The sequence below is a fragment of the Promicromonospora sp. NPDC023987 genome (assembly GCF_040639055.1).
Taxonomy (GTDB): Bacteria; Actinomycetota; Actinomycetes; order Actinomycetales; family Cellulomonadaceae; genus Promicromonospora.
The window spans coordinates 24588-37671 of sequence record NZ_JBEZZF010000037.1 but is presented as its reverse complement, the minus strand read 5'-3'; the positions used below and the strand labels follow the sequence as shown (position 1 = coordinate 37671).

10 protein-coding genes are annotated in these 13084 nt (G+C 72.3%); 6 read left to right on the top strand and 4 right to left on the bottom strand.

All coding sequences use genetic code 11. The features are described from left to right. Positions 1 to 31 precede the first annotated feature (31 nt). Together AB0F40_RS16855 and dacB are read right to left on the bottom strand one after the other, a co-directional pair. Entirely contained in the window at positions 32 to 1108 is a 1077-nt protein-coding gene (locus tag AB0F40_RS16855) for a zinc-dependent metalloprotease (RefSeq protein ID WP_357469744.1), read from the bottom strand. Positions 1109 to 1141: 33 nt separating this feature from the next. Next, positions 1142 to 2590 (bottom strand): D-alanyl-D-alanine carboxypeptidase/D-alanyl-D-alanine-endopeptidase, encoded by a 1449-nt coding sequence (dacB, locus tag AB0F40_RS16850; protein ID WP_357469741.1) that lies wholly within the window; start codon positions 2588 to 2590, stop codon positions 1142 to 1144. 257 nt (positions 2591 to 2847) lie between these two features. On the opposite strand from dacB, the gene AB0F40_RS16845 reads away from it, so the two are divergent. Continuing rightward, positions 2848 to 3348 (top strand): inorganic diphosphatase, encoded by a 501-nt coding sequence (locus AB0F40_RS16845; protein WP_253870651.1) that lies wholly within the window; start codon positions 2848 to 2850, stop codon positions 3346 to 3348. A 69-nt stretch (positions 3349 to 3417) separates the two neighbouring features. Here the strand turns inward: AB0F40_RS16845 and AB0F40_RS16840 are convergent, their stop codons facing one another. Then, a complete protein-coding gene (locus tag AB0F40_RS16840; RefSeq protein ID WP_357469737.1) occupies positions 3418 to 4818 on the bottom strand; it encodes a C40 family peptidase in 1401 nt (466 codons plus the stop codon). A 420-nt stretch (positions 4819 to 5238) separates the two neighbouring features. Here AB0F40_RS16840 and AB0F40_RS16835 point away from each other — a divergent pair, with 420 nt between their 5' ends. The 5 genes from AB0F40_RS16835 (at position 5239) to AB0F40_RS16815 (ending at position 10700) form a co-directional block, all read left to right on the top strand. After that, positions 5239 to 6576, top strand: a complete 1338-nt coding sequence (locus AB0F40_RS16835; RefSeq protein ID WP_357469734.1) for a bifunctional o-acetylhomoserine/o-acetylserine sulfhydrylase — start codon at positions 5239 to 5241, stop codon at positions 6574 to 6576. A gap of 87 nt (positions 6577 to 6663) precedes the next feature. Continuing rightward, positions 6664 to 7950, top strand: a complete 1287-nt coding sequence (locus AB0F40_RS16830; RefSeq protein ID WP_357469731.1) for a homoserine O-acetyltransferase — start codon at positions 6664 to 6666, stop codon at positions 7948 to 7950. Between the two features lie 40 nt (positions 7951 to 7990). Beyond that, positions 7991 to 8416: a VOC family protein gene (locus AB0F40_RS16825; RefSeq protein ID WP_357469729.1), complete on the top strand. Its 426-nt coding sequence runs from the start codon at positions 7991 to 7993 to the stop codon at positions 8414 to 8416. A 91-nt stretch (positions 8417 to 8507) separates the two neighbouring features. Then, complete coding sequence (locus AB0F40_RS16820; RefSeq protein ID WP_357469726.1) at positions 8508 to 9731, top strand: YncE family protein; 1224 nt, start codon at positions 8508 to 8510, stop codon at positions 9729 to 9731. A gap of 9 nt (positions 9732 to 9740) precedes the next feature. After that, positions 9741 to 10700, top strand: coding sequence for a zinc-binding dehydrogenase (locus tag AB0F40_RS16815; protein WP_357469723.1), 960 nt, complete (start codon positions 9741 to 9743; stop codon positions 10698 to 10700). A gap of 91 nt (positions 10701 to 10791) precedes the next feature. Here AB0F40_RS16815 and AB0F40_RS16810 read toward each other — a convergent pair whose 3' ends face one another. Next, complete coding sequence (locus AB0F40_RS16810; RefSeq protein WP_357469720.1) at positions 10792 to 12984, bottom strand: hypothetical protein; 2193 nt, start codon at positions 12982 to 12984, stop codon at positions 10792 to 10794. Positions 12985 to 13084: the final 100 nt, after the last annotated feature.

The window sequence follows — 13084 nt, the reverse complement described above, 5'->3', positions numbered from 1 at the left end:
GGCACGGAGCCCGCAGCCCCCGCCCCCGTGCTCATCCGTGCACCCGGCGCACCCAGGCGCGGGGGTCGGCGATCTCCCGGGCGGTCGGCAGGTTCTCCGGGGCGGCCCACACCGCGTTGAGCCCGTCGCGTCCCACCGCCCGCTCCACGGCCCGCACGAACACCGCCCCGTCGCGGTACTGGGCGAGCTTGGCCTCCATCCCGAGCAGCTTCTGCACCACGGTGTCGAACGTGTTGCGTCCCTCGCCGTCGCGACGGCGCTCGAACCGGGCGCGGATGCGGCGCACCGAGGGCACCACCCGCGGCCCCACCGCGTCCATCATCACGTCCGCATGTCCCTCCAGGAGGGCCATGACGGCGGTGATGTCGGCCAGCTCACCCTTCTGCTCGTGCGTGAGCATGCCGTCCATGAGCGTGCCGCCCTCGCCGCGCAGGGTGGCGAGCACGTTCCGCCCGATCGCGACCACCTTCTTGTCGAACCGAGCCCTGGCCAGCTCGGCCGACGTCCTGGCCATGCCGGCGATCAGGTCCTGCGTGCGGCCGCTCAGATGCCCGGAGAGCCATGGCGCGGCCGCGAACTGCAGAGCGTGCGTCTGTTCGTGCAGGCACACCCACAGCCGGAAGTCGCGCACCGGGACCCGCAGCGCCTGCTCCGCCTGCAGCACGTTGGGGGCGACGAGCAGGAGCCGGCCGGGACCGGAGTACGGGTCGAACTGGCCCAGCACCCGCCCGCTGAGCAGGGCGAGGACCGCACCGATCTCGGCGGCGCCGGCCATCTGGGCGCCCGGCGATGTGGCGCCCTTCGACACCTCGGCGACGACCGCACCGATCCCGTCGGTCATGGCGGCCATCGACTGCGTGTTCGCCCGGGCCCAGGTCGCGCGGTCCACGACCACCACGGGGCTCAGCGTCATGCCTCCGTCATGCGGCAGCATGCGCGTCGTCTCCAGCACGTGCCCGACGGCGTCTCCCGCAGCGCTGCGCAACCCGCTCACCAGGGAGTCGAGCTCGCCCCGCGGGGCTTGGGGCCCGGGCGCGGCGAGGCGTCCGGCGATCTGTGCTGCCGCCGACCAGTCGACGACCTGCGGGGCGGTGGAGGCCTGGGTCACCGGACCACGGTAACCGCCGTGGCCGGTGGGCCGTCAGCCCTGGGTCGAGTACGCCGCGAGGTCTCCGACGAAGCTGTCGTAGATCTGCGTGGCGCCCACCGTCCGGTCGGCGGGGATCGAGTCGGCGAGGATCGAGAAGACGAGCAGCCGGCGGTCGGCCGTGACCACCGTGCCGGCGAGCGCGCGCACCTTGGGCAGGCTGCCGGTCTTGGCCCGCGCCAGGCCCCGGGCCGGGTTGGTCCCGGTGAACCTCCCGACGCTGCTGTCGAGCGTGCCCGACAGGCCCGCGATCGGCATGCCGACGGCCTCGCTGCGCAGCTTCGGGTGCGCGGGGTCGACCATGATCCCGAGCAGGTCCACGAGCTGCTGCGAGCTCAGGTAGGACCCGTCACCGAGGCCGGAGCAGTCCCGCAGGCGAGCACCGGTCATGTCGACGCCGAGCTCCCGCGCACTCGCGATCACCGCCTGGGTGGCGCCGTCGTTCGAGCCGGGCAGGCCGGCGTCCACGGCGACGAGGCGCCCGAGGACCTCGGTGATCGTGTTGTCGGAGTACTGCATGGCGAACCCGACGATCTCCGCGATCGGCGCGGAGCTCACCTGGCCGAGCACCTGGGCATCGTCCGGCGCGGCCTCGTTGACCACGGCACCGGCGGTCTGCAGGCCCTCGGCCTCCAGCGCCGCGGAGAAGGCCTCCGCGGCGTACTTGCCGGGGTCCGACGCGCGGGGTCCGTTGTCGGTGTACTCGTCGGACAGCAGCCCGACGTTGATCGCGACGGACGAGACGGGTGCCACGTAGCCGGCCGCGATGTCCGGGCTCGCCACGGTGGGTGCGATGTCGTCGCCGGTGAAGAGCGTGTCGTCGAGCGCGACCCGCACCTCGGTGGTGCCGGTGACCTTCACCTTGGCGGCGACCTGCTGAGCGAGGTCGGCCAGGCCGGCCCGCCCGTTGACGGCGTCGGGGTCGCCCTGCCCCTCCGCCAGCATCATGTCGCCACCACCCACCAGGACCACTGTGTCGTTCTCGGCGAGTACGGCCTTGGTGTCCAGCGTGGCGCCAGCGATCGACGTGAGCGCGGCGACGCCGGTGAAGAGCTTTTGGGTGGACGCGGGAGTCATGAGCTTGTCCGGGCTCGACGAGCCGAGCACCTCGCCGGTGCTCCCGTCGGCCACCATGACGCCGACCCGCGAACCGAGCCGCTTGTCCTTGGCCAGGCCCGTCACCAGGCGCTGCAGCTCAGCGCTGTCCGGTACCGGCGCGTCGTCCGGGAGACCCTCGAGGAGCGCGACCGGAGCCGGCCCCTCGACGGCACCGGGAGCCGACGGGAAGGGGCTGGGCTCTGGCCACGGCTCGGCCGTGGTGAGCATGCCGGGAACGACGTCGTACGCGTCGGCGACGAGGTACCCGCCGAACAGTGCGACGACCGCGGCGACGGCAGCGCCGGAGCGCAACCCCCACTCCATGGGCATCCTCTCGATCGTCACGTAAAAGCCATAGGCAACTCTAGTGGCGGCAAACCATGCGGTGGGTACAGCGACGACGATTCACGGGAGATTTCACCCGCTCGCGAGACCGGCTCGCGCGCGCGACGCACACGCTGCGAATTATGCCCAACCCGGAGAGTGGCGCTGACCACAGGTAACGGTCGGGACACAGGACACGTGGCACACTGGACGGGCGCAAGGCCGCCGCCGCGGTACGACACTTCGGCGACCATCTTCGAGAACTGGAGCACATCGGCGTGGAGTTCGACGTCACGATCGAGATCCCCAAGGGTCAGCGGAACAAGTACGAGGTGGATCACGAGACCGGACGTATCCGCCTCGACCGCATGCTCTTCACCTCGACGCGCTACCCGGACGACTACGGCTTCATCGAGGGCACCCTCGGCGAAGACGGTGACCCCCTGGACGCACTCGTCCTGCTGGAGGAGCCCACGTTCCCGGGCTGCCTGATCAAGTGCCGCGCCCTCGGCATGTTCCGCATGCGCGACGAGGCCGGCGGCGACGACAAGGTCCTCTGCGTGCCGACGGGCGACCAGCGCGCCGCGTGGCGCCAGGACATCGACGACGTCTCGGACTTCCACCGCCTGGAGATCCAGCACTTCTTCGAGGTCTACAAGGACCTCGAGCCGGGCAAGTCCGTCGAGGGCGCCCACTGGGTCGGCCGCTCCGACGCCGAGGCCGAGATCGTTCGCTCGATCCAGCGCGCCGAGGACACCGGCTACTACGCCAAGCACTGACCCCGCCGCGCCAGAACGGGTCAGACGCTCAGGTCGCTCCGGTGGCCTGAGCGTCTGACCCGTCGAGGGTCAGGGGCGGCCCGCGTACGGCATCGCGTTCGAGAACCGCACCGGATTCTCCGACAGCGGGTGCCCGGGCAGCGTCGACTCGATCATCATGCCGCCGCCGGTGTACATGGCCACGTGGTAGATCGACGACGGGTCGCTCGGGTTCGAGCCGTAGAAGATGAGGTCACCGGCCCGGAGCGAGCCGTAGTCCACCTTGCCGACGGCGAGGTACTGCGACCGCGACGTCCGGGTGATGTCCACGCCCTGGCTCGCCCACGCCATCATCGTCAGGCCCGAGCAGTCGTAAGCGGTCGGACCGGCGGCACCGAGGAGGTACGGCGCGCCGATCTTGGTCCGGGCCCAGGCGACGGCGCCGGCCCCGCGGCTCTCCGAGCCCACGGTCACGCCCGACGTGGCCGGGCCGGCGGGCGCCGGCTCCGCGGCGGGCGCCGGCTCCGGATCCCGGGCGGGCGCCGGCGCACCCCCTGAACCCTCCTTGGCGGCACCGGACCTGGCTTTCCCGCCGGGCGCCTCGGCACCGGCCTCTGGCTGGGCCTCAGGCTGGGCCTCCGCGTCCGCCCGGGCAGGCTTCTGCCGTTCGAGCTCCTTCTTCGCCGCGGCCTCACGCGCGGCCTCCGCCGCGACAGCCCGCGCCTCCTCCCGCTCTCGCTCGATCGCGACGCTGGTCTGCCGCAGCCGGGCGAGCCGCTCGACCAGCGCCTCGCGCTCCACCGCTGCGGCCCGCGTGCGCGCCTCGAGCTGGGCCACGGCAGCCTGGGCGGCGCCGAACGCCACCTCCGCCTGCTCGGCCGCCACGCCGCGCTGCTTCTTCGCGGCGGTCCACCGGGCGTCAGCGGAATCCGCCGCCGCGCGCGCCTCCTGGTACTCGGCCATGGCCCCGCCGAGCTTGCGCTGCACCGCGCGTTCCGCGGCGCTGCGTCCCACCATGTCGGGCACCGAGTCGGCCTGGAAGGCGATGCCGAGGGACCCGAGCCCGGCGTCGCGCGCCGACGCCCGGTACACCTCGGCCAGGCCCGCCCGTGCCGCCACCTCGCCCTCGTGCGCCTGTTCCGCGGCGCGGCGGGCAGCGGTCACCGCCTGCTCGGCGCGCTCGACGGCCTGCTGCGCCTCGGCGTAGTCGGCGGCGGTCACCTGCACGTGGACCCGGGCTGCCTCGAGCTCCGAGCGGAGCGTGGTGAGCGCCGCCTCGGCCTGCCGCACGTCCAGCGTGCCCGCGGCGACCGCTTCACGAGCCGCCTGGGCCTCCTGCGCGGTGGGCGGGTCCACGGGTGCGTCGGCCTTGGCCATCGGGCCCCAGGGGATCACCAGGCAGAGCGCGAGCACCAGGATCCCGAGCGCGCGGAGCGCCAGCACCGCGCCGTGGCCATGCCTCGACTCGTCCAGATCTCGGATCCGTCCCATGATCCCCTTTCCCGATCGGCGCATCTTTCGGCGTGTCGCCTTGCGCAGATCGTGTGAATCACTTCCGTTTCACGGTCCAATGTGGCCCAGGCCGCCGTTTCGCGCTACCGGAGCACCCGCGACCCGGCGAGCGCCACCCTTTGGCCTGGTCCCACGGCCGTCTCAAATTTCGATCTCACGATATAAGACACGACTTTCGGTGCCGCCCAGAGCCGTCTACGGTCACACCCATGACTCGTCGAATGTGTAGTTGCTGAACCAGCGCACGTTCGCCTGCCCTCGGCCGCACGGCCGACTCCCGCGTGCGCGCCACCCCGCCGCGGACCACCTCCTGATGCGCAGGCCCCATGGGGCACGTCGCGGCACATCTCGGCCAGTTCCGCCCGAAGCACGCCACCAGCTACAGGAAGCAGGAGAGCCATGACTCAGCCCCAGTGGTCGTTCGAGACCCGCCAGATCCACGCCGGCCAGGAGGCGGACCCCACCACGGGATCCCGCGCGCTGCCGATCTACCAGACCACGTCGTTCGTCTTCCCCGACGCTGAGGTCGCCGCCGACCGGTTCGCCCTCAAGGACCTCGGCCCCATCTACACCCGCATCGGCAATCCCACGACGCAGGTGGTCGAGGACCGGATCGCGAGCCTCGAGGGCGGCGTCGGCGCGCTCCTGGTGGCGTCGGGCCAGGCGGCCGGCTCCCTCGCCCTCCTGAACCTCGCCCAGGCGGGCGACCACATAGTCGCCTCCGCGAGCCTCTACGGCGGCACGTACAACCTGCTCCACCACACGCTGCCGAAGTTCGGGATCGAGACCACGTTCGTGGAGGACCCGCACGACCTGGACGCGTGGCGGGCCGCCGTCCGGCCGAACACGAAGGCGTTCTTCGGCGAGACCATCCCGAACCCGCGCTCCGACGTGCTCGACATCGAGGGCATCGCAGCGGCGGCGCACGAGGCCGGCATCCCGCTGATCGTCGACAACACGGTCGCGACGCCGTACCTGATCCGCCCGTTCGAGCACGGCGCCGACTTCGTGGTCCACTCGGCGACCAAGTACCTGGGCGGTCACGGCACCACGATCGGCGGCGTGATCGTCGACGGCGGCCGGTTCGACTTCGCCGCCGACCCCGAGCGCTTTCCGGGCTTCAACACGCCGGACCCCAGCTACAACGGCCTGGTCTTCGCGCGCGACCTCGGCGTCGGCTCGGCCCTCGGGGCGAACCTCGCGTTCATCCTCAAGGCGCGGGTCCAGCTCCTGCGGGACCTCGGCGCCGCGATCTCGCCGTTCAACGCCTTCCTCCTGGCCCAGGGCATCGAGACCCTGTCGCTGCGGATCGAGCGACACGTCGCCAATGCGCAGCACGTCGCCGAGTGGCTGGAGGCCCGGGACGACGTCGGCACGGTCCACTACGCGGGCCTGCCGAGCTCGCCCTGGCACACGAACGCGCAGAAGTACGCGCCGAAGGGGGCCGGCGCGGTGCTCGCCTTCGAGCTCGACGGCGGCGCCGAGGCCGGGCAGGCCTTCGTGTCGGCCCTGGAGCTGCACTCCAACGTGGCGAACATCGGCGACGTCCGGTCGCTCGTGATCCACCCGGCCTCGACAACGCACTCCCAGCTCACGGCCGAGGAGCAGGCACTGTCAGGAGTCACCCCTGGGCTCGTCCGCCTGGCCGTCGGCCTGGAGAACGTCGAGGACATCCTCGCCGACCTGGAGCTGGGCTTCACCGCGGCCAAGAACCTCCTGGGCGGGGAGTCGAAGTAGCAGCAGCGATGTGACGCCGCCGTCCGCGCCGGGGCCGTGCCCCGAGCTCACACTCCGAGCTCACCACACCAAGCCGCAGGAGACACCATGGCCATCACCACCCCGAGGGCCGCGCACGACACCCCGGACCAACCCGTCCGCTCGGTGCTCGTGCCCTTCCCTGCGCCGGACGGCGCACACGGCCGGGACGGCGGGGCTCCGCCGAGCCCCGCCGATCCCGTACAGACCTCCCGCTCCCGCAGCAAGCCGCCGGTACCCGCGAGCGGTGCGTGGCGCGAGGGCGACGACCCCGGGCACCGGCTGTTCGCCGACGTCGGCGCGTTCGACCTGGAGGCGGGGGGCCGCCTGCCCGCCGTGCGCGTGGCCTACGAGACCTGGGGCACCCTGAACGCCGACGGCTCCAACGCCGTGCTGGTGCTGCACGCCCTGACAGGCGACTCGCACGTGACCGGTGTCGCGGGCCCGGGCCACGTGACCGACGGCTGGTGGGCCGAGACGGTCGGTCCCGGAAAGCCCATCGACACCGACCGGTACTTCGTGGTGGCGCCCAACGCGCTCGGTGGCTGTCAGGGCACGACCGGCCCGTCCTCCGTCGCGCAGGACGGGCGACCGTGGGGCGGGCGATTCCCGTACATCACCACGCGCGACCAGGTGGCCGTGGAGATCGCGCTGACGCACGAGCTCGGGATCCGGTCGTGGGAGCTGGTGGTCGGCGCGTCGATGGGCGGGCTGCGCGTGCTCGAGTGGGCGCTGCTCGGGCCAGAGGCCGACATCGAGGTGCGGAACGTGGCCGCCATCGCCACGACCGCCCAGACCGGCGGCGACCAGATCGCGTGGGCACACCCGCAACTCGCCGCGATCCGCGTGGACCCGCGCTTCCGCGGCGGCGACTACTACTCGGCGGCCGACGACGACGGCCCGCACACCGGCCTCGGCATCGCCCGGCAGATCGCCCACACCACGTACCGCACGGGCTACGAGCTGGACCAGCGCTTCGGCCGGCTGCCGCAGGGCGGCGAGGACCCGTTCGCGGGCGGCCGGTTCGCCGTGCAGTCGTACCTCGAGCACCACGGCGACAAGCTCGTCCGCCGGTTCGACGCCAACTCCTACCTGGTGCTCACCGAGTCGATGCTGTCGCACGACCTGGGGCGCGACCGTGGCGGCGTCGAGGCGGCGCTCAGTCAGATCACCGCCCGGACGCTCGTGGTGGCGGTGGACAGCGACCGGCTGTTCCCGCCCACGCAGTCCGCACGCCTCGCCCAGTGGATCCCGGGTGCGGAGTCGCTGCGGATCGTCACCAGCGACGTGGGCCACGACGGATTCCTGGTCGAGGCCGACCAGATCGGTCCCATGGTGAGCGAGTTCCTCGGGTAACCGTCCTGCGTTCCGGCGGCCCCAGGACTAGCGTGGCCGTATGGCAAAGCTCAATCCGTACCTCAGCTTCAAGTCCGAGGCCAAGGCTGCCCTGGACTTCTACCGGTCCGTGCTCGGCGGTGAGCTCGACGTCAGCACCTTTGGTGGCACCCCGATGGAGGGGATGCCCACACCCGACGATGACAAGGACCTCGTCATGCATGGGCAGCTCGACACCCCGGGCGGCCTCACGATCATGGCGTCGGACACGCCGTCGTTCATGGAGTACGTGGCGCCCTCCGCTGGCGTCACCGTCGCCCTGACGGGCGGGCCCGACGACCACGACTACATCAAGGGCGCCTACGAGAAGCTGTCCGACGGCGGGACGCCGGGTCAGCCGTTCGAGCTCGCACCGTGGGGCGACTACTACGGAGCGCTGACCGACAGGTTCGGCATCTCCTGGATGTTCGACGTCGCCGCGAAGTGACACGCCGGGTGATCTTTCGTTACTGAACTGGTCTCCAGTAATCTTCGTCGAGCTGATCACCGCTGATCAGCTCGACGAAGAGGAGCGTTCAGTGACACATCGCCGTGCTCTCTCCATCCTGGCCGCGCTGGGCTTCATGGCGTCCGGCGGGGTCGCCGCCGCGCCGGCCCAGGCCGACCCGCCCCCGCAAGAGGTCCTGTTCGTCGCCAACAACTGGGACGGCACGGCCTCGGTCCTGTCCTCCGGCGCCGACCTCGCGCCGGTCGGCGAGGTCGATGTGATCCCCGACCGCGAGCAGCGGCTGCGCGAGATCTACCGCGACCCGATCCGGCTGGCGGCCTTCCTGGTCATCCGCGAGACCGTCGGCGAGGGGCACGACCAGTTCGCCGACGACATGTACACCACGCCCGACGGCTCGTCGCTGGTGGTTTCCCGGCCGAGCTTCGCCGACGTCGTCTCCATCAGCCTCGCCACCGGCGAGGTCGAGTGGCGCTTCCCGGTGTCGGGCCTGCGTGCGGACCACATGGCGGTCTCGCCCGACGGGACGCAGGTCGCCGTCTCGGCGTCGACCGGCAACCGCGTGCACGTGCTGGACATCGAGACCGGCGCAGAGGCCGGCTCGTTCCCCACGGGCGACAAGCCGCACGAGAACATCTACACGGCCGACGGGCTGATCTGGAACATGTCGATCGGCGAGGTCAACAACGACCTCGACGACCCGGCGCTCGACTTCCTCAAGGGCGACCGGGTCATCACGGTGGCCGACGCCGAGACGTTCGAGGTCGTCCGCGAGATCGACATGCGCGAACGGCTCGACGACGCCGGCCTCGAGCACCTGTCCGACGCCGTCCGCCCCGCGACGTTCAGCCCGGACGAGTCCAAGCTCTACTTCCAGGTCTCGTACTTCGGCGGTTTCCTGGAGTACGACGTCGCCACCGACCGGATCACGCGGGTCAAGACGCTGCCGCGGGTGTTCGACGGGCCGCGCTCCGACCTGGTCAACGACTCGCGGCACCACGGCCTGGCCATGCAGCCCTCCGGTGAGCACCTGTGCGTCGCCGGCACGATGGACGACTACGCGGTGGTCGTGGACCGCGCCACGCTCGAGGAGGGCCCGCTGATCGACGTCGCCAAGCCGTACTGGTCCACGGTCACGGGCGACGGCGAGGCGTGCGTTGTCTCGGAGTCGGCGGCCGACCAGGTGACGTCGATCGACTTCGAGACCGGACAGCGGATCACGTCGGTGCCGGTGGGCGATCACCCGCAGCGGGTCAGGCTGGGTACCGTCCCTGCCGGCTGGTCCGGCGTCGGTTAGGGTCGCCGCATGCTTGCCGCCTACGTGACCAGGTTCTCGCCCGACAGCCCGCTCGACGGCCTGGAGGTGGGTGACCGCCCCGAACCGGATGCCGTCGAGCACTGGACCACGGTGGACGTGCGGGCCGCGAGCCTGAACCACCACGACCTGTGGTCGCTGCGCGGGGTGGGGCTGAAGGAGCAGCAACTGCCGATGGTCCTCGGCACCGACGCCGCTGGAGTCACTCCGGACGGCACCGAGGTGATCGTCCATGGTGTCATCGGGGCCGACGGCCACGGCGTCGGGCCGAAGGAACCGCGGTCGCTCCTCTCGGAGCGCTACCCCGGGACCCTCGCCGAGCGGGTGGCCGTGCCGACGGCGAACCTCGTGCCCAAGCCCGCCGAGCTGTCGTTCGAGGAGGCCGCGTGCCTGCCGACCGCGTGGCTCACCGCGTACACCATGCTCTTCACGGCGGGCGGGCTCACCCCGGGTGACCGCGTGCTGGTGCAGGGTGCCGGCGGCGGCCTCGCGACGGCGGCGGTCACGCTCGGCGCGGCCGCCGGCCTGGAAGTCTGGGTGACCTCCCGCTCCGCGGAGAAGCGCGAGCGGGCCGTCGCGCTGGGCGCCGCGGGCGCCGTCGAGACCGGTGCGCGCCTGCCCGCGCGCGTCGACGCGGTGCTGGAGTCGGTGGGTCAGGCGACGTGGGCCCACTCGATCCGCTCGGTGCGTCCCGGCGGCTCGGTGCTGGTCTGCGGGGCGACGTCGGGCGACGCTCCCCCCGCGGAGCTGACCCGCATCTTCTTCCAGGAGCTCCGGGTCCAGGGCGTCACGATGGGCTCACGCGAGGACCTGGGCGCGCTCGCGCGGTTCTGCGCCCGCACGGGTGTCCGCCCGGTGATCGACGCGGTGGTCCCGCTCGCCGAGGCCGCCGACGGCCTGGCCCGGCTGCACGAGGGCACCCAGTTCGGCAAGCTGGTCGTCCGCCCCTGACCGTCTCGCTCCCGTTGAGTGCTGGGTATTTGCGGGTTTCCGGCCCGTAGACCCGCAAATACCCAGCACTCAACGACGTGGACGGGGCGGGTCAGGCGAAGCGGCGGGAGAACTCCTCGACCAGCGTGGGGCCGGTGTCCCCGATCCGCCACACGTTCCAGCCGTCGGCCGTGTACGAGCCCGACGCCGCCGTCGCGGCCGAGTCCGGGTGCCGGTAGCGAGCGCCGTTGGCCAGCTCGATGGCGCCGTCCGGCAGGAGCATCGCCTCGAAGTGCTGGTTGCGGCGCGGGCGGGACCACACGATGCGCGTGGGTGTGCCCACGCTGCGGGCGAGCGCCTCCAGGTCCGGGTCGTCCTCCTCCTCGAACAGCATCGGGGTGCTGGCCCGGATGCTCTCGTTCGGGGGCACCGGACGGGCAGGCGCCTCGGGCGCGCTCGACGGGTAGGGGTCCGCCGCGAACGCCGGCTGCCCGTAACCGTCGTCGGGACCTGCCAGGTAGCCGCCGGACTCCCAGGGGTTCCGCTCGGCGGTCCCCGGGGCCGCGTTGTCCGGGTAGGGCGACTCGTACCCGGGCCGCTCGGCGTAGCCGTAACCGTTCTGGTCGCCGTAGCCGGTGGCCGGCTCGGGTTGATACCCGTACGCCGGCGCCGCGGGCGCGAAGCTCGACTCGGCACCGTAGGCGGGTTCCGGCGTGTAGCGGGGCTGAGTGATGTCGAAGTCGGACGGCTCGTTCGAGTCCGTCCCGGAGTAGGCCGCGCCCGCGTCGTACGACGGCGGCTGCCACAGGTTCTCCTCCACCGGCTGCGGCGGCGCGGGCGGCGGGTAGCTCGATCCGGGCGCCGGGGTCGGGGCCGACGTCGGGTCGTCCTGCTGGGCGGCGGACGCCGCGAACCGGTCGGTGCGCGAACGACGACGCGTCGCCGGTGCCGGCTCGGCGGCCGGCTCGGTGCGCACGGGAACGGCGTCGTCACCGAGCGAGGAACGGCTGGCGGCCAGCCGCGGCGGCGTGCTCGGCGTCGGGCGGGACTCCGCGCCGGGCCGCACCGACGAGATCGGGGCGCTGGGCATGCTGCCGTTGCCAGGTCCGCTGGGGGCTGGCGGCACGGCGCCGGGGCCCGCAGCGGCAGCCCGGGCGCGGCGCGCGGCGCGGGTGCCTGCCGCGCGCTCGGACGTACCAGCACCGGCCGAGCGCTCGCGTGCACCGCCGTCGACCGCACGCTCGGGCGTACCGCCGTCCGCCGCACGCTCGGGGGAACCGCCGCCTGCCGCACGCTCGGACGAACCGCCACCTGCCGCACGCTCGGACGAACCGCCGCCTGCCGCACGCTCGGAGGTGCCGCCGCGCGGCGCACTGCCGCGGAGGCTGGACCGCAGGCCGGTCGCCGCGTTGGTCGGGCCTGCGGACGGGTTGTCGGCGAGCGGCGGCGGCGAGGCCTCGGCGCGCACCGGCTTCTGGCGCGCGCGCTCGGCGCGGGACTGGGGCGCCTGCGGGGAACGGGTCTGCGGCGCCTGCGCTACGACCGGCATCTTGCCCGTGAGCGCGTAGCCGACCTTGACGCCCTCCTCGAACGCGTCCTTGGGCGCCGCGGAGCCGCCCGCGACACCGCCGGTGACGCCCGTGTCCATCGAGCTGGTGACCGAGCCGTCCAGGGAGCCCGTGATGGCCCCGCCGATCGGCGCGGACTTGGGCGCGGGCAGGCCCGGCGGAAGGTGCACCACGAGCGGCGAGACGTCGAGGAACTTGCGGCCGTCGTTCGAGTTCACGACACCCATCTTCAGTACCTCGACGGGCATCGTCGGCTGGCGGAGGAAGTCGACCGCGTTGAGGATCTCGTCGGGCGCGTTCTGGCAGATGATGATGAGCCGCGCGCCGCTGCCACCGTTCTTGCCCGACTGCGTGCGCGTGATGGGCACGCTGTCGTAGAAGGCGGCGACGTCGTGCTGGAACGAGCTGGCACCGCCGCTGTACCGCGCCGCGAGGTCCGCCCGCGTCAGCCGGCCGGCGGCGCCGGCGTGGTCGAGCGCCTTGGCGAGGTTCTCCCGGTCGAGGTCCGCGACCAGCTCGACGACGACGGGCGAGCCCGACGCGTCGAGCGCGAGCAGGTGCGGTTCGTCGGGGCCGGAGCCCTGCGCGATCGGGAAGACCTCTTCACCGAGGAGTCCGTCGATGTGGGAGTCGACCACCTGGTTGGCCGTGGTCTTGAGTCCTGGTTCCGAGCCGTTCGCACCGTTCGCGGACGTCACGAGGAGGGGCCGCTGGGTATCGACCTCGAACAATGGCATCTCGTGATCTCCCGGGGTCCAGCGGCATCGGTCCGCCTTAGCCTAAAGGCCGCGCGCAATAGACCGGAAACACCGGGGTGAAGGTGTGGTGTGGCTTGTC